Annotated in this window: 24 protein-coding genes; 22 read left to right on the top strand and 2 right to left on the bottom strand. The window is 31.9% G+C overall.

Going from position 1 to position 25788, the window contains the following annotated elements; all coding sequences use genetic code 11:
• Window positions 1-85: 85 nt before the first annotated feature.
• The 9 genes from RH915_RS10965 to RH915_RS10925 all read left to right on the top strand — a co-directional run bounded on the left by RH915_RS10965 (window position 86) and on the right by RH915_RS10925 (window position 9124).
• Entirely contained in the window at window positions 86-472 is a 387-nt protein-coding gene (locus RH915_RS10965; protein WP_310480033.1) for a hypothetical protein, read from the top strand.
• Between the two features lie 63 nt (window positions 473-535).
• Window positions 536-910 carry a hypothetical protein gene (locus RH915_RS10960; RefSeq protein ID WP_310480032.1) on the top strand — a complete coding sequence of 125 codons (375 nt, stop codon included), beginning with the start codon at window positions 536-538 and terminating at the stop codon, window positions 908-910.
• A 122-nt stretch (window positions 911-1032) separates the two neighbouring features.
• Window positions 1033-1710: a CPBP family intramembrane glutamic endopeptidase gene (locus RH915_RS10955; protein ID WP_310480031.1), complete on the top strand. Its 678-nt coding sequence runs from the start codon at window positions 1033-1035 to the stop codon at window positions 1708-1710.
• 201 nt (window positions 1711-1911) lie between these two features.
• Window positions 1912-2184, top strand: a complete 273-nt coding sequence (locus RH915_RS10950) for an alpha/beta fold hydrolase (RefSeq protein WP_310480030.1) — start codon at window positions 1912-1914, stop codon at window positions 2182-2184.
• A gap of 110 nt (window positions 2185-2294) precedes the next feature.
• On the top strand, window positions 2295-2654 hold the full coding sequence (locus RH915_RS10945; RefSeq protein WP_310480029.1) for a hypothetical protein: 360 nt from the start codon (window positions 2295-2297) through the stop codon (window positions 2652-2654).
• Window positions 2655-2933: 279 nt separating this feature from the next.
• Window positions 2934-3653: a CPBP family intramembrane glutamic endopeptidase gene (locus RH915_RS10940; protein ID WP_310480027.1), complete on the top strand. Its 720-nt coding sequence runs from the start codon at window positions 2934-2936 to the stop codon at window positions 3651-3653.
• A gap of 556 nt (window positions 3654-4209) precedes the next feature.
• Entirely contained in the window at window positions 4210-5874 is a 1665-nt protein-coding gene (locus RH915_RS10935) for a SulP family inorganic anion transporter (protein WP_310480026.1), read from the top strand.
• A gap of 314 nt (window positions 5875-6188) precedes the next feature.
• On the top strand, window positions 6189-8516 hold the full coding sequence (locus RH915_RS10930) for a DNA topoisomerase (protein ID WP_310480024.1): 2328 nt from the start codon (window positions 6189-6191) through the stop codon (window positions 8514-8516).
• Between the two features lie 203 nt (window positions 8517-8719).
• The gene (locus tag RH915_RS10925) at window positions 8720-9124 is read left to right on the top strand and encodes a hypothetical protein (protein ID WP_310480022.1); all 405 of its coding nucleotides are present in this window, start codon (window positions 8720-8722) and stop codon (window positions 9122-9124) included.
• 41 nt (window positions 9125-9165) lie between these two features.
• Here the strand turns inward: RH915_RS10925 and RH915_RS10920 are convergent, their stop codons facing one another.
• On the bottom strand, window positions 9166-9366 hold the full coding sequence (locus RH915_RS10920) for a hypothetical protein (RefSeq protein ID WP_310480021.1): 201 nt from the start codon (window positions 9364-9366) through the stop codon (window positions 9166-9168).
• Between the two features lie 462 nt (window positions 9367-9828).
• Here RH915_RS10920 and RH915_RS10915 point away from each other — a divergent pair, with 462 nt between their 5' ends.
• Window positions 9829-11058 (top strand): hypothetical protein, encoded by a 1230-nt coding sequence (locus RH915_RS10915; RefSeq protein ID WP_310480019.1) that lies wholly within the window; start codon window positions 9829-9831, stop codon window positions 11056-11058.
• Window positions 11059-11177: 119 nt separating this feature from the next.
• Here RH915_RS10915 and RH915_RS10910 read toward each other — a convergent pair whose 3' ends face one another.
• Window positions 11178-11633: a hypothetical protein gene (locus RH915_RS10910; protein WP_310480017.1), complete on the bottom strand. Its 456-nt coding sequence runs from the start codon at window positions 11631-11633 to the stop codon at window positions 11178-11180.
• Between the two features lie 474 nt (window positions 11634-12107).
• On the opposite strand from RH915_RS10910, the gene RH915_RS10905 reads away from it, so the two are divergent.
• From RH915_RS10905 to RH915_RS10850, 12 genes are all read left to right on the top strand, one after another.
• On the top strand, window positions 12108-12407 hold the full coding sequence (locus tag RH915_RS10905) for a type I restriction-modification enzyme R subunit C-terminal domain-containing protein (RefSeq protein WP_310480016.1): 300 nt from the start codon (window positions 12108-12110) through the stop codon (window positions 12405-12407).
• Between the two features lie 437 nt (window positions 12408-12844).
• The gene (locus tag RH915_RS10900) at window positions 12845-17251 is read left to right on the top strand and encodes an AAA domain-containing protein (RefSeq protein WP_310480014.1); all 4407 of its coding nucleotides are present in this window, start codon (window positions 12845-12847) and stop codon (window positions 17249-17251) included.
• A 119-nt stretch (window positions 17252-17370) separates the two neighbouring features.
• A complete protein-coding gene (locus RH915_RS10895) occupies window positions 17371-17565 on the top strand; it encodes a hypothetical protein (RefSeq protein WP_310480012.1) in 195 nt (64 codons plus the stop codon).
• Window positions 17566-17801: 236 nt separating this feature from the next.
• Window positions 17802-18632, top strand: a complete 831-nt coding sequence (locus tag RH915_RS10890) for a hypothetical protein (RefSeq protein WP_310480010.1) — start codon at window positions 17802-17804, stop codon at window positions 18630-18632.
• Between the two features lie 404 nt (window positions 18633-19036).
• A complete protein-coding gene (locus tag RH915_RS10885) occupies window positions 19037-19240 on the top strand; it encodes a hypothetical protein (RefSeq protein WP_310480008.1) in 204 nt (67 codons plus the stop codon).
• A 177-nt stretch (window positions 19241-19417) separates the two neighbouring features.
• A complete protein-coding gene (locus RH915_RS10880; RefSeq protein ID WP_310480006.1) occupies window positions 19418-20125 on the top strand; it encodes a pseudouridine synthase in 708 nt (235 codons plus the stop codon).
• 79 nt (window positions 20126-20204) lie between these two features.
• Window positions 20205-20426: a YdbC family protein gene (locus RH915_RS10875; protein WP_310480004.1), complete on the top strand. Its 222-nt coding sequence runs from the start codon at window positions 20205-20207 to the stop codon at window positions 20424-20426.
• A gap of 400 nt (window positions 20427-20826) precedes the next feature.
• Window positions 20827-22566 (top strand): methyl-accepting chemotaxis protein, encoded by a 1740-nt coding sequence (locus RH915_RS10870; protein WP_310480003.1) that lies wholly within the window; start codon window positions 20827-20829, stop codon window positions 22564-22566.
• A 261-nt stretch (window positions 22567-22827) separates the two neighbouring features.
• Window positions 22828-23139: a hypothetical protein gene (locus RH915_RS10865; protein ID WP_310480001.1), complete on the top strand. Its 312-nt coding sequence runs from the start codon at window positions 22828-22830 to the stop codon at window positions 23137-23139.
• Window positions 23140-23258: 119 nt separating this feature from the next.
• Complete coding sequence (locus RH915_RS10860) at window positions 23259-23447, top strand: DUF4177 domain-containing protein (RefSeq protein ID WP_310479999.1); 189 nt, start codon at window positions 23259-23261, stop codon at window positions 23445-23447.
• Between the two features lie 143 nt (window positions 23448-23590).
• The gene (locus tag RH915_RS10855; RefSeq protein ID WP_310479998.1) at window positions 23591-25384 is read left to right on the top strand and encodes a GmrSD restriction endonuclease domain-containing protein; all 1794 of its coding nucleotides are present in this window, start codon (window positions 23591-23593) and stop codon (window positions 25382-25384) included.
• A 100-nt stretch (window positions 25385-25484) separates the two neighbouring features.
• Entirely contained in the window at window positions 25485-25655 is a 171-nt protein-coding gene (locus tag RH915_RS10850) for a hypothetical protein (RefSeq protein ID WP_310479997.1), read from the top strand.
• Window positions 25656-25788 lie beyond the last annotated feature (133 nt).

Genomic DNA, 25788 nt, shown 5'->3' with positions numbered 1-25788 from the left:
TTAAAGTTAATAAAACAAGTTTAAAAAACTAAGAAAACAAGAGTAAATGTAAGAAAAAACAAGATTATATAGGGAGGTAAGGATTTTGAAAACAACCATAAAAAACAAGATCCTATGGGGAACTGCTTTGGCTGGGTGCCTTGGTCTTTCTTATTGGCTAAGTAGATTTGTATTTTTCCAAACACATGGCATGAAATCCTTGCCAAACACCTTGGTAATAGTTAGTCTTATTATAATTATTATTACATCGATCCTAGGAAGATACATCCTTTCTCTAGCAACGCTTGTAGGTTATATAGATGGATTTATCCTTGCCATGCTATTAAATACTGAGAGCATAGACCCAGGTGGAGGAACAACAAATAATGCTTGGATCATATGGAGTGTGCTTTTCATTGTCTGCCTGTTAGTAGGTTTAATACTGGATATTAACTACAAGGGAAAAATAAAAAAACTTCTTCACATTGATTAAAGTCAGAATAACTAATGAGGTTAATTAAAAAATCATCGAGTAGTTAGGATAAAGGAGATTACAATGAAAGATAAAATAAAAGCTCGAAAAGCCATAATTATTGTTATCAGTAGCGCTTTACTAATTGCTTCATCAATACTTATATCCTTAGAAAAATTTAATACACGAAACCCCATTGCAACAGGGAGTGGTCTTATAAAAATTATGTTTACGCAAACAGAAATTGTTCAGATTCAAGATTACCCCGCAGTTTTTCTTGCTAAACCAGATCATGCACAACAAAGTCTAATAGAATTTATGGAACAAGAAGGATATCATCATGTAGAAGATGAAAGATTGAGCTCAACACTTGTATTTAAAAATGACGCAACCAAAAGATATGTTGACTTTTCAGTTAACGGTTATTATTCAAAATGGGTTTTTAAAGGACATTTATGAAAAGAACTTGCAGTTAAAGCGGTAGAACTATTTAACTAACCATCTGCTTAGCTTAATTGGTTATGATATAATTTCCATCGAGAAACAAAAAAATCAGCTTTTCAAGAAGGTAGGGAATAAATATGCTTTTAAAAAAATCAGGTATTTATATAGGAATTATTGTATTAATAGGCTGTCTTATAATGGCTTGGATAGACGCCATTCTTATGCCAAACTATGCAGTGAAATCTGCTATAAAACTGGTTTTATTTATACTATTACCCCTAATCTATGCCAAGAGCAACAAGCAGGTCTCTTTGAGAGATCTTTTTATTTTAAAACCCAAAGCTTTCCTATACTCCTTGATGTTAGGCTTTATTGTTTATATATCAATACTTGGAGCCTATTTTTTATTAGGTCCATATTTTGATTTTTCAAATATAACAAAAACATTAGAAAACAATATAGGTGTGAACAAAAGTAATTTTGTTTTTGTTGCTATATACATATCTATTATTAATTCCTTTTTAGAGGAATTTTTCTTCCGGGGATTTGCATTTCTAACCTTAAAAAGAGTGACTTCCAGAAAATTTGCCTACATATTTAGCGCCACTGCTTTCTCTTTGTACCATGTTGCTATAATGACAAATTGGTTTACCCCAGGGTTATTTATACTACTCATTGCAAGCCTATTCTTTTCCGGTCTGTTATTTAACTGGCTTAATGAAAAAAGCGGTACAATATATAGCTCATGGCTTGTACATATGTGCGCTAACCTAGCAATTAACACAGTTGGTTTTATGCTTTTTGAGATATTATAAGGTATACCACGTGTTATTGAGGAGTGGTTAAGTCTATATACTTTCATACTGACCAGGTAAAGAATTGTATTTATTAGCAATATAAAATTGAGGGCAAGGATTCCATGAGATGAAAAGAAGAGGGGATAGAAAAAATGGGTGAAATTTATAAAACAAAACAAGGCGAAAAAATAATAAAAGATTGATCAAGATACATTAGCGATGATTCGTACAAGCTTTCATCATGTTAAAGTTAACCTCAATATGCCAAGTAATGTTAAAAAAGAAGATATAAAAAATTACAGCGCACCTACACTACTGCTGACAGGGGAAAAAGATGTATTATTTCCAGGAGAAAAAGTAACAAAAAGAGCTACGGAAATAATCCCTAATGTAGAAACACATATCCTACAAGACTGGGGTCATTTATATTTTACTTCGGAAGAGAGAAAGCAACAGATAAAAAGAATAACTAATGAATTTTTAACAAAATAAGGGCTAATTGAATGAAAACTTTTTTTAGTCTTTTGGATTGGAATTTATTTCTATACCTTTAAATTTATGAAGAAACTAAAAACTTGTTTTACTAGAAGGAGGAACAAAATTTGAATAAAAACATATTGCTGTACATTTTATTATTAGCCATATTTTTGCCTGGAATCATCCTATTTATACCTGTCGGTTTAGCCGTTGTATTACTGCTAATCCCACTCGGCACCTATTTTTTTTCATTATATGCTATAGAGAAATTTTTAAGAGCTTTAACAGAGGAAAACGTTGATAAAACAGCAAGTCAAAAAATTATTCGAGTTTTTAAACAGTTACCATCAATTTATCGATACATTCTGTTAATAACGCTTATTGTGTCTATGGCAATAATAGTATACTGGGATGGGTTAGTAATGGCTTTGTTGTACCTGGCATTTATTATGTTAAGTGCTTTTGGTAGAAAATTAATACAATAATTATTAATATAATTAATAAGTCAAAAATTAGACATAGCCGGAAGCCATCAATGTATTAGTTAAAGAAGGTTGCATCTCCTACCATATCCCAAACCACATATCCTACAAGACTGCGGTCATTTATATTTTACTTCGGAAGAGAGAAAGCAACAGATAAAGAGAATAACTAACGTATTTTTAACAAAATAAGGACTAATCGAATGAAAAATTTTTTCAGTCTTGAGATTAAAGAAAGAGTATATAAGTATAGGTGTTAAAATAGTGAGGGGGGATTAACTGATGTATGATATAGCTAAAAAGATAAATGTGAAAGTAGATTGGAGAGTTTCAATAGCAACATTTATCCTTATATTTATTTTTCAAATATTTTTTGCTCTTAATGGGTTATTTTTAATTAGTGGGTTTAGTTTTTGTTTGTACCCTATTATAGCACTTGGTTTTACGGAGAGAAATAATTGGAGTGAACTAGGGATCAGAAAACCAGAAAATATGACTAGTTTGTTAATAAGCATACTACTTAGTGGTGTGGTAGTAATTTTGTCATACATAATCTTTTCAATTTTTATCGGGAATACATCAAGTAATTATTTTTACGTTGTTTCTTTAAAAGATATAGAATTATTTGGAATTAACAATACACCGAAGCTAGGCATTATGCTCTTAAGTGGCGCTATTTTCTGCACCATGCCAGCACTAACAGAAGAGATATATTTTAGAGGGTTTATGCAAAAACATTTAGAAAACCGTTTTGGGTTTAAAATAGGCAATTTTATTCAAGGACTTTGTTTTGGGCTAATACACATAGCATATTGCTGGTTAATCGTGTATGACATAAATGTCATATGGGGAATGGTACCGAGCATAACGATTGTAGGCATGATATATGGTTGGGTGAGAAATGAGACTAACTCAATATTTCCAGCGATCATAACACATTCCGCAGCAAATTTTATTATATTTATAATTATGTATAGCATTATAATTCCTGAAATGATTTAAGACTTGAAATGTTGATATAACAGGGGTATTGGTATTGATGAAATTATATTTTAATAAATACCCCATTGATATAGATAAAATTTTATAGTATAGATTTAAATACGAATAAAACTTTATAAAAAATTATGGTGAGTATATATGATTGAAAGTCTCTCAAAATTGCCAAATAAAAAGTTCATATTTAAATGCTTAGATATGTTGTTGGATGTAAGAGATGTATCTAGGGACACCGAGGATAGAGCTGGCACTAAACCGTTCTACATGTAGGGAAACTTTATACTTTTTTGTATTAATAAATTTGTATTGCTTATTACACTCTTATTTGATATAATTTAAATTTGTGGTAAACGGAGCGGAAATTTTATTAATTAACTGAATAAATTGCATAAATACATTATAAAAAGTTTTTACAGAACAAATATACAGAGTGTTTCCTGTACTGGGGCCTTATTTTATTAGATATAAAGTTCTTTCTGTCAACAAACTTACAAATATAAAGCGTTTTAACATGGATACACTGCATGAGTTTACCCTGTTTATTAAACGGGTTTTTTTTATGGTCAATTTTACGGTTAAGGACAATCAAGAAACAAAATATAAAGGAGATGTATTAATGATTGGACATATAGTAAAGAAAAACAAAGGCAGGTTGGCTCATATGGCAAACCAGTTAGGAAAAAATAAAACAATAATTAAAAATGATGTACTATCGGGCTTAACAGTAGCCCTAGCACTAATTCCTGAGTCCGTGGCATTTGCCTTTGTAGCAGGGGTAAGTCCTATTTTAAGTTTGCAAACAGCAGTCATGATGGGGTTTGTGGCGGCCATCTTTACAGGAAGACCTGGAATGATCAGTTCGTCAACAGCTGCTATTTCAGTGGTATTTGCGTCACTAATTGCACAACATGGTTTAGAATATCTTTTCGCTACAGTTGTGTTGATGGGACTCATTCAAATCGTCATAGGTGTACTTAAGCTAGGAAAATATGCACGGATTATACCTTATTCAGTTATGCTTGGTTTTTTGAACGGACTCTCAATTGTTATGTTTTTAGCCCAATGGGCACAGTTTAAAGTAGATGAAGTTGTTATGGTAAACGGGGTCGAAGTGATACAAAAGGTTTGGTTACCATCGACAGATATGGCAATTATGTTATTCTTTGTAGCAGTAACAATGGCAATTATTTATTTTGTTCCTAAATTCACTAAGGCTGTACCTTCAAGTTTAGTAGCGATTATCGTAATGACAATAGTTGCAGTTCTTCTAGGAAGAAGCGGATATCATTTAAGAAATGTTCAAGACTTTGCAGGTATGGAGCTTCAAGGGGGATTACCTCGATTCCACATTCCACAAGTAGCAATAAGCATCGATATGCTAAAAATTATTTTCCCATATGCTCTAGTAGGAGCATTGGTAGGATTAACAGAGGCAGTGCTAACCCTTCGAGTGATTGACGAAATGACAGACACAAGAGGTAAAACCAATAAAGAGTGTGTAGCTCAAGGAATTGCCAACACCATAAATGGATTCTTTGGAGGAATGGGCGGCGACGCTATGATTGGTCAATCTATTATCAACATCAAATCAGGTGGTAGAACAAGATTGTCTTCCATTGTAGCCCCAGTAGCATTGTTAATATTTATTATGTTTGGATCAAGTCTAGTAAATGTTATTCCACTAGCTGCATTAGTAGGAGTTATGTTCATGGTCGTAGTAGGTACCTTTGAGTGGCAAAGTTTAAAGTATGGTAATAAAATACCGAAACAAGACTTTGCAGTGATAGCCGTAGTGACCCTAGTAACAATCTTTGCAGATTTAGCAACAGCAGTGATCATCGGAGTTGTGTTATCCGCATTAGTATTTGCTTGGGAAAAAGGAAAAGTCATCTACGTTAATGTAGAAAATGATGACAATGGTACGAAAACATACAAGATCAATGGATCAATATTCTTTGGTTCAGTGCTAAACTTTAAAGATTTATTTGATATTAAAAACGATCCAGAGGATGTTATTATTGATTTTAAATATGCAAAAGTAATGGACCACTCCGGAATTGAAGCAATTAATGCTATTGCAGAAAAATATGAAGACTTAGGAAAAAAGCTCACTTTAATTCGTTTAAGTGAAGACTGTCAAAAGCTTTTTAAAAATGCAGAAACAATTGTGAGTGTTAAGATAGATAAGTCTCAGTGTTTAACATCTAAGCATCGTTACGTATAGTCAATAGTTTGAGGATTATAAAATGCTGAGGAAGTAACCAAGGGATTTTCCTATTGCAAGAGAAATCATAGCGTTGAAGCCAGTGGCACAAGGGTTATGATACAATTAAAAATGTATAAGTTGATGCGACCACATTGCTGGTCGCATTTTTATATAGAAGGAAAGCTCTACTTTTCTACTATTATAAAAATTTTTCACTTGGTCATGGACCTGATAGAGCAAAAAACTAGAATGTTATTAAACTAAATGCTATCATGGATAGATAGAAAGCTACTTAGATTTAACTCAATGTATAGAAAGTGATGTGTCTTTTGATGAGTAAAGCACTATTTATTGCAGAAAAACCTAGTGTCGCCCTAGAATTTGCAAAAACTTTAAATATTAAGGGAAGCAAAAAAGACGGATTCATTGAATCAGATGAAGCGGTTGTCACATGGTGTATTGGCCACCTAGTAACGATGAGTTACCCAGAAAAATACGATGAAAAATATAAAAAATGGATGTTAAAAGACCTACCATTTTTACCACATAAATATAAATACGAAGTGATCAACAATGTAAAAAAACAGTTCGATATACTGATGACACAACTGAAGCGCGCAGATATTTCAACTATATATGTATGTACAGACTCTGGACGTGAAGGTGAATACATCTACAGGTTAGTAGATGAGCTTGTAGGTGTGCAGGATAAAATTAAAAAAAGAGTATGGATTGACTCACAGACCGAAGAAGCGATAAAAAAAGGTGTTAAGAACGCAAAGCCATTAAATGAATATGACAATTTAGCAAATGCAGCTTATTTAAGAGCCAAGGAAGATTATTTAATGGGGATAAACTTTTCAAGGTTATTGACCCTTATTTATGGAAGACCACTCAGTAAACAGCTGAAAAAGAATCATGTCGTTATCGCAGTTGGAAGGGTAATGACCTGTGTACTGGGTATGATTGTACAAAGAGAAAGAGAAATTAGAGATTTTGTAAAAACACCATATTACAAGATAAATTCAAGCTTTCAGCTGGATGAATCAGTTGATTATGATGGAGAATGGAAAGCCATTGAAAGCTCTAAGTACTACATGTCTCATTTACTGTATAAAGATATTGGATTTAAGGAAAAAGCAGCTGCTGAAAAATTTATTAATGAATTAAAGGATCATGATACAGAGGTATATGGCATAGTGGAGGCGATTAAAAAGAAAAAGGAAACAAAAAAACCACCAATGCTTTATAACTTAGCTGAACTACAAAATGAGCTCTCCAAAAAGTTGAAAATAAGTCCAGATGAAACCCTTAAAATTGCACAAAAACTATATGAAAACAAAATGATTACTTATCCAAGAACAGATGCAAGGGTGTTGTCTAATGACGTAGCAAAGGAAATACAATCAAATTTAAAAGGACTTTTACGTATTAAACAATCCTGTAATTTAGATCCTAAAGATGAAGCGATCAACCAGTTTGTTCAAAAGATATTAACAGAAGGTTTATACAAGGACTTACATAAAACAAAGTATGTCAATGATAAAGCAATTACAGATCACTATGCCATCATTCCCACAGGGCAAGGCCTAGGTAGTTTTAATAAATTAACAGACCAGGAAAAAGAAACCTTTATATTGATTACAAAACGTTTTTTAGCGATCTTCTATCCCCCAGCTATTTTTAGTCAGTTATCTATTACCACGAAAATTAAATCAGAAAGTTTTTTCACAACGTCAAAGGTATGTATCCAAGAAGGGTATCAAGTCGTATTAAATGCCGACAAAAAACATGGGTCCGGGAAATCAGATAAAGAAGAAACATTAAAGCAATTAAAAAAAGGTCAGAAAATAAAAGTTAATCACTACGAAATTAAAGAATCGGAGACAAGCCCCCCTAAAAGATATAACTCTGGATCTATTATATTAGCAATGGAAAGTGCAGGAAAGCTAATTGAAGATGAAGAACTAAGAGAAAAAATTAAAGGAAGCGGCATAGGTACCAGTGCGACAAGGTCTGGGATATTAAATAAATTACAGCAAATCAGTTACATTGGCCTAAATAAAAAGACACAAATATTAACCCCTACTACTTTTGGAGAATCCATCTATGATGTAGTGAAAGGATCTATACCTTCCCTCTTAAAACCAGAATTAACAGCTAGCTGGGAAAAGGGCTTAGATATGATTGCAAAAGGCGAGATACAGTCAGATGAATATATGACAAAGTTAGAAGATTATATTAGACGAAACACGCAAAAAGTGCTCAAGTTGAGTAAAAATGCTAACTTGGTGAAGGGATCTACCCATCATTCTTACCCTAGTAAAAATAATACTGGTACAAATAAAACAAGAGAAATAAAGCAACCATTAGGAAAGTGCATTGCCTGTGAAACTGGAAAAATATACGAAAACCGTAAAGCCTTCTATTGTAGTAACTGGAAAAATCAGTGTAAATTTACTGTGTGGAAAAATAGTTTAGCCCTATATGAACAACGGGTAGATAAAGAAATAATTAAAGAATTACTTGAAAAAGGAAAAATAGAAAAAATATCTATTGTATTGCCACAAACAAGAGAAAAATGTGTAGCATCCTTAGAATTTAAAAATAGTAAAAATGGCGGTCTAGAACTTAAGAACGTTATTCGTATTAATGAGTGAAAGCGGTTGGTGTAACCTAAAATGTGTCTTGACCATACCGTCCTCGTTAACCGATGGCCTATAATAAGATAATGGGTAATTACATATACAATCTAAATAGGGTATACTTAAAGGGTATTTCACAAAAATAAAAGATATATTAGCCATTGGCAGTTATTTATATAAGACTGGGATATAATATATGAAAAAATGGAGGTCTATACATGATAAGCGCTTTTTTAGAAGCAGTTTCAACAAACTATGAGGGTGAAGATATTGAGATAAATTATAGTATTTATGATAATGATGAACTTGTAAGTAAAAAGACATTGTTAAAAGACTATAAGAAACCGGCTATAGTAGGTCAATTTGCTTTAATTATTTTATTGAAAGAATTAGCGAGTTATGAAAAAGAAGGTAGTGAAATAAAGATTTTCATCAATGATCCAGCATTAAATGAACTGGTAAGAGGGACATCGGGAACAAAAAATAAAGATGTACTAAAGATGGCTAGAAAAGTAAAAGAAGCCTTAGATAAGTTTGAAAATCCAATTATTATTAAAGATGTAAGCATTGACAGTGTAGAAATAGCTAAATGGAATGCAGCATTACATAATAAAGGCATATAAAGTAATATCATAAAAATAGGTTGGCTCATGCCAACCTATTTTTATGCGCCACCTGTTTTTCTACGCTGTAGAGTCGTCTTTTTTGTATGTTGACTTTGTTTTGTATTAGAATTATTAGTGTTTGATTTTGATTTATCTTTTCCTTTACTTTGTTTTTTATTTTCAAGCATCTGTTTCATAGCATCCTGAAGACTAATCTTTTTCTTTTCAGTTGGTTGATCTTTATCTTCTAAATTAGACATATGGCAATTCTCCTTCTTAGTTCTAGGTAATTATGTTTTTATATAACTTAATTATTATAATACCATAAAAATCAATTTGTCATCTAAATTATAATTAAGGACTCGATAATTATATTATTTAATAGGGACAAAGGGACAATGACTTTTACACATTAAAATATGGTGAAAATTTTATTATATTTTAAATATGTATAGCATTATAGTTCCAGAAATGATTTAGGACTTAAATGCATCAAAAGGCATCAAATAAGAGCATACTAAAATTATGGGAAATCAGTTATTGTAACTGAGTGCTCCATAATTTTTTGTTTTATATAATATATATAATTGAATGAAAAATCAGAAGGAATATCCAATATATTTCAAGAATAGTCTATGCAGATAGGAGAGAGGACCAAATAAACATTTGATAGATATCTCACAAACGTAAGAAATAGAAAGTAAAACTAGGAGGAGATGAATGTGAAAAACAAATTAGCTATATCTTTGGCATTACTACTTATTATATTATTATTAACGATTGGATGTTCAAACGAAGAACAAGAGGAAGTTACAGAATCAGTATTAGATGAACAAGGTATAGAGTTAGATAGTCAAAATATTGAAATGGAGAAAGATGTGGAAGAGACGAAAGAAAGAGATAAAATGAATATAATGGTTAAAACATTTGAGAAAGACCTTGAATGGCTTGACAGCTTATTTAATAAAACTTATGATGACGTCATCAATAGATACGGTGACTATAATGATGAAGGATGGTACGGTGGATCAGAATATTATAAGTACGACGATAAGATAGTTTTTACTGATCCTAATACAAATAGAATAAGTGCTGTAGGACTTTACTCGGGATATTTTGAATCACTCTTAAATGGAACAGTTAAGGAAGTACAAGAAATTATGGGAGAGACTGACATAAATAAGAGTGAACATTATCCTGAAAATATTATCTTTTCATATGAAGTAAAAGGATATGAGTTTAGTTTTAGTGGGAGAAAAGATGAGCCTCTCCACTTAATCATATATAATAGAGACGGTTATAATGAATCAGAAATAAAAATAGCTTATAGGAATACTCTTAATAAGCTTTTAAGTGAGGATAGCTATATGAGCTATGCAGATATTCATGATTTCACTGGAGATGGATCACTGGAACTTCTTACGGTGAGTGGGTCTTATTCGATTCAAAATAGTATGGATTTTCATATTAATCTGTACTCTTTTGATATCGAAAAAGAAGAAATATTCGAGTTGTTAAGGTTAGAACCCTCTATGGAAGAATTCGACAGATATAGAGGATATCTTAAAGATATTGCAATACTACAGCAGGGAAATGACAGATACTTGTTAGTTGAAGTTAGAAGTGAAAATATGCATTTTGGTCTTTACTATGAAAATCAATATTACAATTTAGGAGAAATAAATCCATTTAGAAAAATGAATATGGAGCTCATGCTTCACCATTCCCATTCTGAAGATACAAATCCTGAAGTGGAGCGACCTGAAAACAAAAATTTTACCGCTGAGTCTAATTTTTTTTATTATGGTAAGGAAATAAGCCAATCAGAATATAATCAGTATGTAGATTTGTTGGAGAGTGATTACAGCCGAACCTCTGTGTTGAATGAAGGAGCGATGCAACAAATTATTGACCATGAAAGGATTCAAGAATTACTAAAGATGCTAGAGTAATTAAACCAGATTAAGAAAATATATGCAATTAGGGGGGGATTAAATTATTTTAAAGGCTATTTTATTACAAGGAGTTAGATGCTCTATGACTTATTTTATAGTTACGAGTGATATAGTTATTATTTAAATATCAGATCTATACCTTTTTCTTTACGCATAAAAAGGATATAATCATCTTTACATGTACAAGAATTATTATGGTAACAAAATCCACTATTAATTGAGTCAATAACATTGATTCTTAAATCATTAAACTTTTTTTCAAGTTTCTTTAAAGTGTTTAGATGCCAATATATAGCTAGGACAAAGAAAAAAAGTAAAAATGCCATAAAACGATTAAAGAGGCTAAGGTTTGGCATAGACGGAGTGGTTATAGTGAACATGTTATAAAAAGCAGAGACTAAATAGTCAATATAATCATCTATATGAAATAGAATATATATAAAAATAACAAGTGTCCAAAAGTAGGTTATATTTAAAAAATTTCTTTTTTCTTTTATATCGTTATCTAGTTTAATTAGTTTCTTTCCTTTTGCACTAACCGTAACAGTAAGCCTATTCCAGTTAAAAGTCATAGTTTCCCTCCTAAAAACAGTTTTCTAAAATATATGCATGTTCGATCTAAAATATATCTCTATCTTATTTATATATAATATAGAAGAAATAACTTTAGTAAAAATGACAAAGAAAAATACAATATGATATATATGTTGAGGTTAGAAGAGCTGCAAAAGAAAGAAAAGTGAAAGGAAGAGTAACAATTCATGAAGATTGCTGGGGAAAAAACATTACTTGTCAAGGAACAAGGGCTGGTGGAATATATAATGGTCTTTACTCTATATATGATTGGTATCGGGAAAACATAAATTAGAAAAATTTTATAAGAATAATGGACTAAATGTAAAAAAGGGATAATAAATTCTAGTTACAAAATATAGAAATTAAATTTTAAAAATTAAAGGATATAGGATTGAAAAACAATTAGATCATCGTAATTATAATTACAAAAAAAATGTTATATAATGGAGTAAAAAGTCACCGGCCCGAAAGTGTTTAGAGAAGAACCTTTATTAAAGTTAGTTAGTAAACTTGTAGGTTTAGACGCAAAAGCTGCTAATGAATTGTTTTCCGAGTTTTTATCCGATGAAAATTTAACGCCGCAACAGATGGAATTTGTAAAGTCAATTGTAAGCTACATTATAAAAAATGGTAGTTTGGATAAAAAAGTTTTAAATGAACATCCATTTAATAAAACAGGTAATGTTATAAAATTATTCGATGGAAAAATTGAAACAGCGAAAAAAATAATTGGAAAAATTGATAAACTAAATAAGCGTTTAACAGTTTAGGTTATGTGTTTCAAAACAGCAAAAATTGAGGATCAAAGAGTAGAGAAAAAAATTCTCTGCTCTTTATTTAGTTTTAAATAGATTTACAAATCAACAAAATACAGATATACCGTTAAAATATTTTTGTGGGATAGTTGCTATTACTTTACGGTACTACAGCATATAACAACGAGAAAAATGTATTAAATTGGAAGGTTTTACAATTATTCTGTAGAATAGTAATAATTATGTCTTACTTATTACAAATTTAATTAAAAGTAGACTTAGGATATAGGTATAAAGGACAAAAAACTGTACTTGGTAAGAACAGGGTCGATCGTGTACAAAATCTACTTTGTGAAGTACTACGATTCGGGGAATTTAAAAGGTATTTAGAAAATAATTTTTATAAGACTCACTTAGATATATTTAATTTTTATATAACGAAGGAGAACTCAATGGATACAACAAAAAAGGTTTCTCAAATATTTGAATATCTCTTAGCAGTTAAAAATCTTTCAGAAAAAACCGTTATGAATATTAGTCAGTATGATGAAATATGGTGGCAGAGGGATATTCCTAATTATGAAGGCTGCTATTTAGAAGGTAAAGGCATTAACGAAGAAGCTTGGTTGGAAGTGCATAAGCAAGTTATCTCACCGGCACCTATATTACCAGTTTCATTAAAGGGATGGGTGATTAAATGGGACAAACCAGAGGAAAGACCTACAGTAAAAGAAAAGATTGCAAAGGTGAAGGAAAAGGAAGAAGATAAAAAAATCCAACTATCAACTTTGGAAGATAAAGAAAATCAAGAACAATTAGAGTTAGCCGAAGAAATAGAATACGAATATTTTGATCAAGATAAAAAAAGGATGGAGATATTCCATGAATGGATAGAAAACATTTGGAAAGTATGGGCTGAAGAAGCATTACAGAAAAAAAGCATTCAAAAATTATATACAAAATTTTTCTCTCTTCTTCAAAGAATACAGAGAGAGCGGGATGACATCGAATTAGCATGGGGGCATGGTTTATTAACTTGGAATGTGAATGGTAAAACCATTAAAAGACCCATGTTAGTAACATCCCTTGAATTAAAGTTTGATGCTAAAAAGGGAATCTTTTCTATGGTGCCTACAAGCAAAGGGACCTTGATGGAAACCGATATGCTTCAAGGAATCGAAATTCCTTATATAAAAAGATTACAAGAGATAGGAAGGCAGATTGAAGGAACAGAATTAGACCTATGGAATGAAGAAGCTATATCTCCTTTATTAGAGGAAATTGTTAATACTATTAACCCTGATGGTAAATATGAGAAAAATGATGATCAAGTAAAGAATAGTAAAGGGATACCTATAGTGACCTATGAACCAATGATTTTTTTAAGAAAAGCAGGGGGAAGGTTATGGGATGTAGAATTAAATGGGATTTTAGAAAAGATAAAGGAAGGATATACCGTTCCAGAAACTATAGAGATGTTAACAACGGATGATATAAAAAGTATAAAAGCCCTAGATGATAAAATTGAAAGATTAAGCCGAGAAGCTTGGCAAGCTGTAGGGGAAGACCTGCTGTTTCCTTTGCCTACCAATACAGAACAGAAGATGATAGCAGAAAAATTATCTAAAAGTGGTGGTGTTGTAGTTCAAGGTCCACCAGGAACAGGGAAAAGCCATACGATAGCCAACTTGATTTGTCATTTACTTGCCCATGGGAAGAGGGTATTAGTTACAAGTGAAAAAGAAAGGGCATTGAAGGTTTTGAAGGATAAGATTCCTGTTGAAATTAGAGATCTATGTGTAAGTATTTTAGGAGCAGATTCTGAATCCATTCGTGATTTAGAAAACTCTATTAAGAATATCGCAGAAAATCTTGACGGTTTAAGTCCAGAACTTCTTGAAAAGGAAGTAGAAAGAATAAAAAAGGAACTTTATGAAATTAGAAAAAACAAAGCTAAGTATCATAATCTGATTAAACAGGCGGGAGAGCTGGAAAATAAGAAGATTTGCATCGCTGATAAGGTAATGACTCCTTTAGATATTGGTAAATGGTTGAAGGACAATCAGCAACATGATTGGATGCCGGATGTACTTAACTTAGATCAACAGTGCCCACTTACCAACTCAGAAATCAGTAGTTTTTTTGAGTTAGCAGGAGTGTTGAAAAAAGAAGATATTGAAGGTTTAGGAAAAAAGAGGCCTATAGTAGGGGAGCTACCTAATACTGCTGAATTTCAAGAAAAAGTTCAGTATATAACAGAAATTGAAAAGGAGCTTTCTGAAAGGGAAGTATATATTAAAGGTTGGAAGGAAAGTAAAGAAGTTTACATTGATTTAGAAGAAAATAAAAAGAAAATAGAAGCTGTTTATGAAGATTTAAAGAAATTAAATGAAAAATGGTTAAAGACTATATTGGAGGATTCCTTGCTTAGCGGAGAAAGAAAGGAAACTTGGAAGGCGTTAATTGTAGAATGTAAAGAAAAAAACCAGCAAATCAAGGTGCTGGATAAGGAACTATTAGAATATGAAATTTCCTTTCCTACTGAACTCAACCCTACTCTTGTTAGGGAAGATCTTGTTTTTGTTGAAAATAGATTGAAGGAGAACAAAGGAATTGGGTGGGTATTTAAAAATATATTAGGAAGAAAGTACCGTTATTTGTTTGAAAAGCTTCTAGTAAATAATTTACCTATAAGAAATAAGGAAGATATCAGTATACTTCTCCAGTATATAGACAGAAGTGACATGAAAAAAAAGCTTATTTTAAAATGGAACCGTATTATGGAGGAGATAGAAGGTCCTGAATTAACGGTGGACATAAGAAGATTTACGTATAACGTTGATGAACTTATTGAAAAAGTGGATATTGCATTAAGTTGGAAGGAATTAAAAATTAAACCCATTGAGAGCTTTGTTGAGAAATTAGGCATATCAGAAACAGCAAAGTGGGAAGAACAACCTTGGTTTGAAAAGATTATATATGGATTAGACGTGCTAAAGGTTAAGCATATTTACCAGAATGCTAAAGTTTATTTCGACCAACTGAAGACGAATTTAGTACGGGGGAAAGAAGCTAATGATGCCCATATAGTATGGACCCATTTACTAACCGCTCTATTCAATAAAGATGTTGAAGCCTGGAATACAGTCTATATGGAGGTTGTGAGATTAGAGGGCTTAGAAGATGATTATCATACTTATTTAGATCTAAAAAGTCGATTGAATGAAGTAGCACCCAAATGGGCGAGTCATATTATTAGTCAAGGTGGAAAAGGCACGGCACTTGAAATACCCCAAGACTGGGAAATAGCATGGGTATGGAGCCAACTTACATGGTATTTAAGGGATTTAAACGAAAAAACAAATCTTGAAGAATTAGAAGAAAAGTTGAACCAAGAGACAAAGAGAGAAATAAAAGTTTTAAAGGACTTAGTAGCTAAATCCACTTGGTTAGCTCAAAACAAAAGAACTACACAGGCACAAGGAAGAAGTTTATATGCTTGGATGAGGGCAATCCAAAGGATTGGTAAAGGTACAGGGAAATATGCCAACATGTATAGAAAAGAAGCTAAGGAAGAAATGAAAGTGAGCAAAGGCGCTATTCCTGTTTGGATTATGCCCATCAATAGAGTTATAGAAAATATTGAATTAAGTAAGGATCTATTTGATGTAATTATTGTAGATGAAAGTAGTCAAAGTAATTTAATGTCCTTATGTGCTTTAATGCGTGCTAAGAAGGCTGTTATCGTAGGAGATGATAACCAAATAAGTCCAGAAAGTGTTGGAACAAATATTGGAGATATACATGAATTAATTAATCGACACCTAGATGGTATACCGCAGGCCAGTAGATTTGAAATGAAAACAAGTTTATACGAAATTGCTAATCAGGTTTTTGAAAGTAAAATAGTATTGAAAGAGCATTTTAGGTGTGTTCCTGAAATTATACAATTTAGCAATGATCTAATGTATGAGGGTAAGATGCTACCATTGAGACAGCCACTATCGGAGGAAGTGCTAGAACCTCCTGTTTCTGCTGTTTTTGTAGAGGAAGGCTTTAGAAGTGAAGAAACTAGAAAAACAATTAATGAACCTGAAGCTGAAGCCATCGCAAATCATATAAAACAATGCTGTGAAGATCCTGTCTATCAAGGTAAAACCATGGGAGTGATATCACTACAGGGACACGATCAAGCAAAATTAATTGAAGAGTTATTAAGAGAAGCCATAGGAGAAGAGGAAATGATTGATAGAAAAGTAGTCTGTGGTGACGCTTATTTCTTTCAAGGGGATGAAAGGGACGTGATGTTCCTATCGCTAGTAGCTGCTTCTAACATGAGAGCAGGTGTTTTAAGTAAACGGTCGGATTATCAAAGATTTAATGTTGCTGCCAGTAGGGCTAAAGACCAAATGTTTTTATATCATTCTATTCAACTGGGTGACTTAAGTCCTCAATGTGCAAGATATCGACTACTTCAATACTGCAAAAACCCTTATAGAGTACAGGAAGAGATAGATAAAGTAAAGGATCTATTTGATTCTAAATTTGAGGAAGATGTATATAGAATTATTACGGCAAAAGGGTATCGAGTTATTCCTCAAGTAAAAATCGGAACATTAGGAAAGAGAATAGACATGGTTATTGAGGGCATGAGAAATAGATTGGCTGTGGAGTGCGACGGTGATAGATGGCATGGTCTAGATAAATGGGAAGAGGATATAGAACGACAACGGATTTTGGAAAGGGTTGGTTGGACCTTTTGGCGTATAAGAGGGAGTGTCTTTTACAGAAATCCTCAAAAAGCTATGGACTTTTTATGGAGTAAACTGGAAGAGATGGAGATAAGGCCTGTTGGGTAGAATATTTTAGTTATAATAGAACAATATTCGAGCTTAGTCTCTCTTTTAAATGAGGCATAGGGTAGGAATGATAAATATATCTATAAATTGAATTTGGTTTGTTTAAGGGGAGGGTAATCATGTTAACTATTGAAAACAATAGAGATATATTTAATAAAAGAGTCCAAAGAGTAATTAAAAGTAATGAAAATAGATCCAATGAAGATGGTTTAATAGGGGTAGAAGAAGTAGAACTAATTCTAAGGTATCAGAGTGATGGAGAAGGGAATATAAAGTGTATTCACTGTAGTTCAATTAATTTACCTCATATTTGAGAGGAAAATGAAGTTAGGTTTGAAATATTTACAGTAAGGAATTATTTGGAAATATGAATTATTAAAGAAATGGAGTTAAAAGATAGAACGTACCAAGAAGAATAACTTTAGAGGAATTTAAGTTAAAAAATATCAATAAGAAGTTTTAACGCATCAGATAAATCAGAGTGTATAGTAAGTAAGTGTTTAAAGTAACGCGGGTGAAAATAGCGAAATTATATAAGGGAGGAGTTATGATGGATTTAGTAGTTGAAAAAGAGAATGATATATTTCAAGTAATTCTGAATCAAGCAGTACGTGTACCTGGTGTTAGGATAAACAGAACTGAATTTTTGAAAACTACATTATCCAAGCATTTTCAAGAAGACATTGTAAATCTGGCTATTAAGAATAATCCTGCTCAAGCAGGAATAACAACTAAAGAACTAGATAGTATAGCTAAATCTTGTATAGGTTTTGAGACGAGTAAAGTAACAGCTATATCTACAGCTGCGGGTGTTCCAGGAAAGTTTGGTGCTGTTGTCGCAATACCTGCAGACTTAACACAGTATTTTGCACATGTAACAAGAATTTTGCAGAAATTAATATACTTATATGGTTGGAAAGATATTTTTAATCAAGATGATGGAATTGATGATGAAACTTTAAGCTTATTAACAATTTTTATAGGGACTATGTTTGGAGTCCAAGCTGCTAATACACTTATACAAAAATTAGCAGCACAAGCAGCTGTTAGAGCAAATAAAGTGATTGCTGCAAAACCTTTAACAAAAGGCGTAGTATATCCTATTGTGAAGAGGATTGCAATAACAATTAGTGGGAAAATGAATAAAAAAATATTTGCCAGTGGAATTTCAAAAATGATACCAATTGTTGGAGCTGTAACGTCAGGAGGTTTAACTTTTGTAACATTTAGGCCAATGGCTAAGAGGTTAAAAGCTCACCTTGAGACACTACCGACCGCAGACGTTAACTTTTACAAAAACGAGATTAATATAGATTGTGAAGAGAACATAATTGATGTAAGCGATATTCAAGAAAGTGATTTTGACATCTCAGATAATTAATAATAAAATAGTAGGTTAAAAATTGAGTATCCTGCATAGGGTGCTTTTTTCATGCCTAATTATAGTGGAATTGTTTCATTTTTGTTTCTTTCTAAAGGTCTAATGAATTTAAAAATTAAGGCAAAATAAATTTAGAAGAGGAAAAAGAAGAAAGAAAATAGGGTCAGACTTGAAATACCTATAATAATATCTTTAGCCTTCCATATTAAATAATACAATATAAGTAAATTTTAAAAATCTGCTTAATACAAATTAACCGGCTTAAATCATGCCAATTTTAACTTCATGAACCCCATTATTTTTTGTAGTACAAATTAAGAAGCGCTTAGTACATTTTCACTAATGAATTCAAGATAATAATGTGATATTATTTAATAAATTAGTATTTCAAGGAGGTCAATTTCATGAAATTCGGAATGAGAAAACCAAGTCTGAAAAAAAGAATCTCCGCAAGAACCAGCTTAAAAAGACAAGTAGTTCATCGTGCTGGGATAAAGATGCCTAGGGGCTATGGATGGTTAAGGAGCCCTAAGAGGTATGCTTATAACAAAGTTTATAGACGGACAACTTTTGATGTGTTTAAGCTACTAAAGAAGTTATTTAAATAGCAAATATTAATGTATTAAACTGAAGTCTCTATAAATGAAGAAACAGGATACTTAACGTAGTCTATATGCGTGAATTGTTTTTAAAAAAAAGGTAAATCTACATATATTAATAGAGTCAAAGAGGAAGATTGCAAAAAGAACTAGATTTATAAAAGCATAAGCTGTAAGGAGATGTATATGAGATTAAATAACTTTATTAGTTCAAGTGGTATTTGTTCAAGGAGACAGGCGGATGAGTTAATTAAACAAAAAAAGGTAAGGGTTAATGGAGAAATAGCACCGATTGGTCTAACTGTAAGCTTAGAGGATAAAGTTGAGGTAGATGGTAAATTAATAAAACCAAAAAGCAATCATGTATATATTGCATTGAATAAACCACCGGGTATTACTTGCACGACGGAGCGTCATATACCGGGTAATATTATCGATTTTGTTAATCATAGTGAACGTATTTTTCCTATAGGAAGGTTAGATAAGGATTCAGAGGGATTGATTCTTCTTACGAATGACGGAAGCATTGTGAATCAAGTATTAATGGAAAAAAATAATCATGAAAAAGATTATATTGTAACGGTTAATAAAGGAGTTACCCCTGCATTTATAGCGGGCATGTCAAAGGGTGTAAAAATTTACAATCCTGTGAAGAACAAATATACAGTAACAAAACGTTGTAAGGTTGTTAAGTTAGACCAGAAAAAATTTAGAATAACTTTGTCCCAAGGGCTAAATCGACAAATAAGAAGAATGTGTAGTCACTTTGGATATAATGTAGTCAAGTTAAAACGAATACGAATTATGAATATAGAACTAGGCAATTTACCAGTAGGAAAGTGGCGAAATCTAACAGAGCAAGAGCTGAAGGTCTTGTTGAGAAAAGTAAAATAGCTTTGGGATACGAGTTTGAATAAAATTTTTATATTTAAGAAGTAACAACAGACGAACAACTTTTAAAGGAGGACAAAAAATGCCGAGTATTAAATATGAAATAAAAGAAACAGTAGGGACTTTGTCAGAGAATAATAAAGGGTGGGCGAAGGAGTTAAATTTAATTAGCTGGAATGATCGAGAGCCTAAGTTTGATATAAGAGATTGGGCACCAGAGCATGAAAAAATGGGCAAGGGTGTTACGCTTAATAAAGAGGAACTGAGAAAATTGAGAGATATCTTGAATGGTATGGATTTGTAAATAAAATATAAAATTGTGGCGATAGAGTAGAGAAGAAATTCTCTACTTTTTTATTTATTCAAATATTGTGTCATAGTAATTACAAAATATGTATTTAATTAGGAGGTTTTACAATGGAATTGTAGAATAAGTATTATATTCTACTTATTACCAGATATTTCATCTTGAATAAATGTGGCGATCTCGTCTGAAACCGTACAATATTAAGAGATTTAAGAGAGGAGGCATCGCATACAGTTTGAGTAGGTAGTAGAAATATCTATTGGTAGTGTAGCAATACATTTAAGGAGTTTTATTTAGGGACTGAGTGGTATTAGATTTTGGAGTTTATGTTGAACTAAGTTATACAAATAGTACTGTTAGATCAAGCATTCTAGTTATTTTAAAAGGGGGATAAATTATGAGATTAAGATCAAAAATGGTATTAGTAATGGCAGGTGTACTATTAGTAGCTTGTTTATCTTTAGGTATAACAAATTTTACGACAGCTAGAACTCAATTAGATCTTCAAAGTAGAATCACGCTTCAAAACAGTGTTGAGGCAGGTCTGTATATGATAGAGGTTGCAAACGAACTTGTTGAAGAAGGGGTTATGAGTTTAGAGGATGCTCAAGAAATGGTAAAAGAACGTCTACTAGGTCGCTCACGTACAGATGGGGAAGGGACAAGGCATATAGAAAGTAATTTTGATTTAGGTGAAAATGGTTATATGGTAGTGTATTCAACGGAGGGCTTAGAAGTAATGCATCCTTCAATAGAAGGTGAAAATGTGTGGGATGTTCAAGATATGGGAGGAAGTGGAGCATATCTTGTACAGGATAAAGTAGAAATAGCTCAATCTGGGGGAGGTTTTACATTCTATGACTGGACATATCCAAACTCAGATAATATTGGAACTAAAATAAGTTACAATAAGTTAGACCCTCATTGGAATTGGGTAGTTACAGCAGGTTCTTATATGTCGGACTATAATCAAGGTGCTAATAATATTTTATTAAACATGTTAGTAGTTGGTTTAATAGTAATGTTAGTAGGTGTGATAATAGCTTATATCGTATCAACTAGCATCATTAAGCCTATAATAAGTTTATCAGATGGCTTAACCAAATTAGCAGATGGTAATTTAGCTGGCAGTAAAGTAGATACGAAATCTAGCAGTGAAATAGGAAGTATGATAAAAGACTTCACAAAAGTAAGAGAAAATTTCATTAGTTTAGCATCAAGTTTACAAGGTACTAGCGAGGAATTAACTTTGAAAACACAAAATCTACATAAAATGTCTGAGAATAGTAGCAAAAACATGGAAGAGATCACTGCTAGTATGGATTCAATCTCAACCGTATCTGAGACACAGGCCTATAGTTCTAGTAATGCAACAGAAAATATGACAAAATTAAATAAAGAAATAAATAAAATAGATGAAGAAGTTGTAGAAATATCAGATAAAGCAGAAGAAACAAAAGGATTAAGTTTAAAAGGTACAGAAACCTTAACTGAACTAGAAAATACAACGGATAAAACAGTGAAGTCTATGTCTTATTTATCTGAAACCGTAGACTCAGTTAATAAAAGCTATAAAGATGTAGAAAGTATTTTACACAATATAAACAAAATATCTGAACAAACAAACCTATTGGCTTTAAATGCTAGTATTGAGGCTTCCAGGGCAGGAGAAGCTGGTAAAGGGTTTGCAGTAGTTGCAGAAGAGATCAGAAAATTAGCAGAACAATCATCAGAGGCTACGGACAGCATAAAGCAAAAAATTGAAAACGTTAGGGAAGTAACTAATAATGCAGTTGAAGGTATGAAAGAAACAAATCAACATACTAAAGACAGTGAAATATCAGTTAATAATACGCGAGATATATTTAATTCAATACTAAGTGCCATAGACGATACTGTAGATAGTATTACCAAAGTTAAAGATAGTACAAAAACAATAGTTGGTACTAGTGGTAGCGTATTAAATAATATAGAGGAAATAATGGCAAGTGCTGAGCAGTCATCAGCATCCACAGAAGAAGTAACAAGTGGTATTGAAGAACAAAGTGTTACTTTAAATCAATTAAATGCTTACACTGGTGAGTTAGAAAAAATAGTAGAGGACTTAGGTAAGAAAGTAAAATACTTTAAAATATAATGAGTAAATGATAATACAATAAGAATTTTTGGAAGTGATGTAGAAGGCAAGGGAATAAACCTTGTCTTTTCATATTTTATAATAGCTACTATGTATAATATGTTATAGTTTAACGATGTAGTTGGAAGGCAGTATGCAAGTAAAATTATATTAATTTCAACAGCATTTTACAGTTATATTAGGTATTAAGTGATATACTTAGACTAGTGATTAAGAATTTATTTTAAGTAGATTCTAAATATAAATTACGGAGGGATAGACATGGAACTTCTAGGGGAAATCGTCTTACATAAGGCTTTTGGAAAAGGGAAAGTAACATTATTTGAAAATAATTATATAACAGTGATGTTTGAGAAGCGTAAAGAAGAAAAAAAGTTTGTTTATCCTGATGCCGTTGGCGCATTTCTAGAACTAGAGAATGAATCTTTGCAACAAAGAATTGAAAAGGATAAACAAGCGATTGTACAACAGGAAGTAGAAGCAAAAGAACTTAAGGAAGAACAAGCTAAATTAGAAGCAGAAAAGCTCAAAAGTAAAGCAACTAAGGGTAAAAGAACTAAAAAAACCAGCTGATAAACCTGCACAAAGAAAATATTGCTTTTTAATACTATTGTGATGGTGGAAAGGAAGATGGAAGCAAGAGAACCTTCCGCATTAGCAAAAGAAGTAGAAGAAATAGGAGGTAAAATTTTATGTTTGAATATAAATTTATAAAAGTAGAAGTAAAAGGCTTTCTTACATTAGCGCCAAAGGAAGACTATCATTCTATAGTAGAAAAACATGCACGAGAGGGTTGGAGGTTGGTACAGATTTTTGCTCCACCAGTAGGCAGTTATGGCGTTGCTAAGTATTTAGAATTGATATTTGAAAAACAAAATTAAGCTACTCTTAATAAATATATAATTAAGTTGAAAGAGCAGAGAATAAAATTTTTCTGTTCTTTTTATCTATTTATGTGTGTGTATAAGACGATCACTTTTGTTATAATAGGGTATAGTTTAAAGATGTAGTGGGGAGGGCTAGCATGCAAGCAAAATATGAAGTTAATCACGTTTCTATTGAAAGTATATTGTCTTGGATAAGGCAAGAAGAGGTAGCAATTCCAGAAATACAGAGACCATTTGTTTGGGATTCAACTAAGGTAAGGGATTTAATAGATTCTTTATATAAAGGTTATCCTGTGGGTTATTTAATTACTTGGAGAAACCCTGATGTAAAGCTTAAGGATGGAAAAACATCCTTTGGAAAGCGTATATTAATTGATGGGCAACAAAGGGTGACAGCGCTTACAGCTGCATTAATGGGACAAGAAGTGATTAATGAGAACTATGAAAAGAAATCTATAAAAATTGCTTTTAATCCGATAGAAGAAAAGTTCGAGGTGTTAAACACAGCTATAGAAAAGGATGAGAATTGGTTAAATGATATTGGTGAGTTTGTTCAGGGGAAGGTAAATACCTTTAGCTTTGTTCATGAATTTTGTAAAGATAGAGAAGATATAGATCCAAATAAGCTACATGATATATTAATGAAATTGGTTCAAATAAAAAATAGAAATATTGGGATTATAGAGCTTGCACATTCTTTAGATATTGCCACGGTTACAGAGATATTTATCCGTATTAATTCTAAAGGAGTGGTATTGAGTCAAGCGGATTTTGCAATGTCTAAAATATCGGTTAATAAAGAGTATAATGGCGATCTCATTAGAAAAACTATTGATTACTTCTGTCATCTAGGTAAAAATAGCAATGATTTTGATAATATAAAGAAAAATGACAAGGATTTTGCTAACACTGAGTATTTTAACAAAATAGCTTGGATACGCAATGAAAAGCAGGACTTATATATTCCTAATTATTCTGATGTAATAAGGGTTGCTTTTACTTCACAGTTTTTTAGAGGAAAGCTATCGGATTTGGTAAGTCTGTTATCTGGTAGAAATTTTGAAACAAGGGCTTATGAAAAGGAGATAGAAAAAGCATCCTTTGAAAAATTTGAAAAAGGTGTGCTAGAGTTTGTTAATGAGACGAATTTCAAACGATTTATTATGATTGTTAAATCTACAGGGATTATTCACAAAGGGTTAATAAGATCGCAAAATGCACTAAACTTTGGGTATATACTATATATTACTTTAAAGTCTAAAGGTTTGGATTCAAACACAATTGAAAGGTTAGTTAGAAAGTGGCTGATTCTTTCATTACTTACGGGAAGGTACTCTGGTTCTCCAGAATCCCAATTTGATTATGATATTAAGCGAATGGTTGCAGATAGCTTTGAAGGCTACATTGCAAATGAAGAAAAAGGACAATTATCGGATGCTTTTTGGGATACAATCCTTGTGACCAGACTAGATACCTCTGTTAGGAGTAGTCCATACTTTAATCTTTTTTTAATTGCGCAGATTAAACAAGGAGATAAAGGCTTCTTATCTGAACATATTGAGGTAAAACACCTTATTGAAGAGCGGGGAGATATTCATCATTTATTTCCGAAAAGATATCTTCAAAAGCATGGCCTAAATCGAGGACAATATAATCAAATTGCTAATTATGTTTATATGCAGTCTGAGATTAACATAAAAATTAAAGATAAAGCACCAAATGTTTACTTTAAGCAGGTAAGAGATGAAATATTATCAGGAGATTTAAGGTTAAGTGGGATAAATAATAATGTAGAACTGTCTGAAAATCTTAAGCAAAACTGTATTCCTGAAAGTATTTTTGATATGGATATCAATGATTATAATGAGTTTTTAAATCAGAGAAGAGTGTTAATGGCACAAAAGATAAAAGAATATTATCAATCCCTTTAATTGAGAAAACTGATAGAAGGGTATTTACCCCTCCTAGTCCTACATAATTTATATTAAAATAAATAGTATATATTGTTATGTGAACATGGAGGAAAAGCCTATGACTAATCAACAATTTAGAAGTACTGTATTGCAGAAATTAGAAAAATTAGAAGAAGGCTATAAAGAATTAAATGACAGAATAACTGAGTTAGAAAGAACAGCATCAAGGGTAGAAATTGTTACTGCAGATAATTATAGCGATATAGCAAGATTAAAATCCATTAAATAAACCTTAGCCTATTAAACTGGTTAAGGTTATTTTTATAGGTGATCCTTTAAAATTTCGGCTCTTTGTCAATAGTTGGGGTGGGATTATATTTAATCTCGCTCCATTATTACATTAGAGCCTATTTTAGTATAAT

This window comes from Serpentinicella sp. ANB-PHB4 (assembly GCF_031432315.1).
GTDB lineage: Bacteria > Bacillota > Clostridia > Peptostreptococcales > Natronincolaceae > Serpentinicella.
This window is presented reverse-complemented; position numbering and strand designations above follow the sequence as displayed.

Bases quoted from the DNA above. Each gene is read 5' to 3' on its own strand.
- RH915_RS10855 (WP_310479998.1), top strand. From the start codon at position 23,591: ATGCAAGCAAAATATGAAGTTAATCACGTTTCTATTGAAAGTATATTG.
- RH915_RS10920 (WP_310480021.1), bottom strand. From the start codon at position 9,366: ATGTCTAATTTAGAAGATAAAGATCAACCAACTGAAAAGAAAAAGATT.
- RH915_RS10885 (WP_310480008.1), top strand. From the start codon at position 19,037: ATGAAATTCGGAATGAGAAAACCAAGTCTGAAAAAAAGAATCTCCGCA.
- RH915_RS10955 (WP_310480031.1), top strand. From the start codon at position 1,033: ATGCTTTTAAAAAAATCAGGTATTTATATAGGAATTATTGTATTAATA.
- RH915_RS10880 (WP_310480006.1), top strand. From the start codon at position 19,418: ATGAGATTAAATAACTTTATTAGTTCAAGTGGTATTTGTTCAAGGAGA.
- RH915_RS10860 (WP_310479999.1), top strand. From the start codon at position 23,259: ATGTTTGAATATAAATTTATAAAAGTAGAAGTAAAAGGCTTTCTTACA.
- RH915_RS10850 (WP_310479997.1), top strand. From the start codon at position 25,485: ATGACTAATCAACAATTTAGAAGTACTGTATTGCAGAAATTAGAAAAA.
- RH915_RS10930 (WP_310480024.1), top strand. From the start codon at position 6,189: ATGAGTAAAGCACTATTTATTGCAGAAAAACCTAGTGTCGCCCTAGAA.
- RH915_RS10940 (WP_310480027.1), top strand. From the start codon at position 2,934: ATGTATGATATAGCTAAAAAGATAAATGTGAAAGTAGATTGGAGAGTT.
- RH915_RS10890 (WP_310480010.1), top strand. From the start codon at position 17,802: ATGGATTTAGTAGTTGAAAAAGAGAATGATATATTTCAAGTAATTCTG.
- RH915_RS10960 (WP_310480032.1), top strand. From the start codon at position 536: ATGAAAGATAAAATAAAAGCTCGAAAAGCCATAATTATTGTTATCAGT.
- RH915_RS10875 (WP_310480004.1), top strand. From the start codon at position 20,205: ATGCCGAGTATTAAATATGAAATAAAAGAAACAGTAGGGACTTTGTCA.
- RH915_RS10865 (WP_310480001.1), top strand. From the start codon at position 22,828: ATGGAACTTCTAGGGGAAATCGTCTTACATAAGGCTTTTGGAAAAGGG.
- RH915_RS10910 (WP_310480017.1), bottom strand. From the start codon at position 11,633: ATGACTTTTAACTGGAATAGGCTTACTGTTACGGTTAGTGCAAAAGGA.
- RH915_RS10950 (WP_310480030.1), top strand. From the start codon at position 1,912: ATGATTCGTACAAGCTTTCATCATGTTAAAGTTAACCTCAATATGCCA.
- RH915_RS10870 (WP_310480003.1), top strand. From the start codon at position 20,827: ATGAGATTAAGATCAAAAATGGTATTAGTAATGGCAGGTGTACTATTA.
- RH915_RS10935 (WP_310480026.1), top strand. From the start codon at position 4,210: ATGGTCAATTTTACGGTTAAGGACAATCAAGAAACAAAATATAAAGGA.
- RH915_RS10900 (WP_310480014.1), top strand. From the start codon at position 12,845: ATGGATACAACAAAAAAGGTTTCTCAAATATTTGAATATCTCTTAGCA.
- RH915_RS10895 (WP_310480012.1), top strand. From the start codon at position 17,371: ATGTTAACTATTGAAAACAATAGAGATATATTTAATAAAAGAGTCCAA.
- RH915_RS10925 (WP_310480022.1), top strand. From the start codon at position 8,720: ATGATAAGCGCTTTTTTAGAAGCAGTTTCAACAAACTATGAGGGTGAA.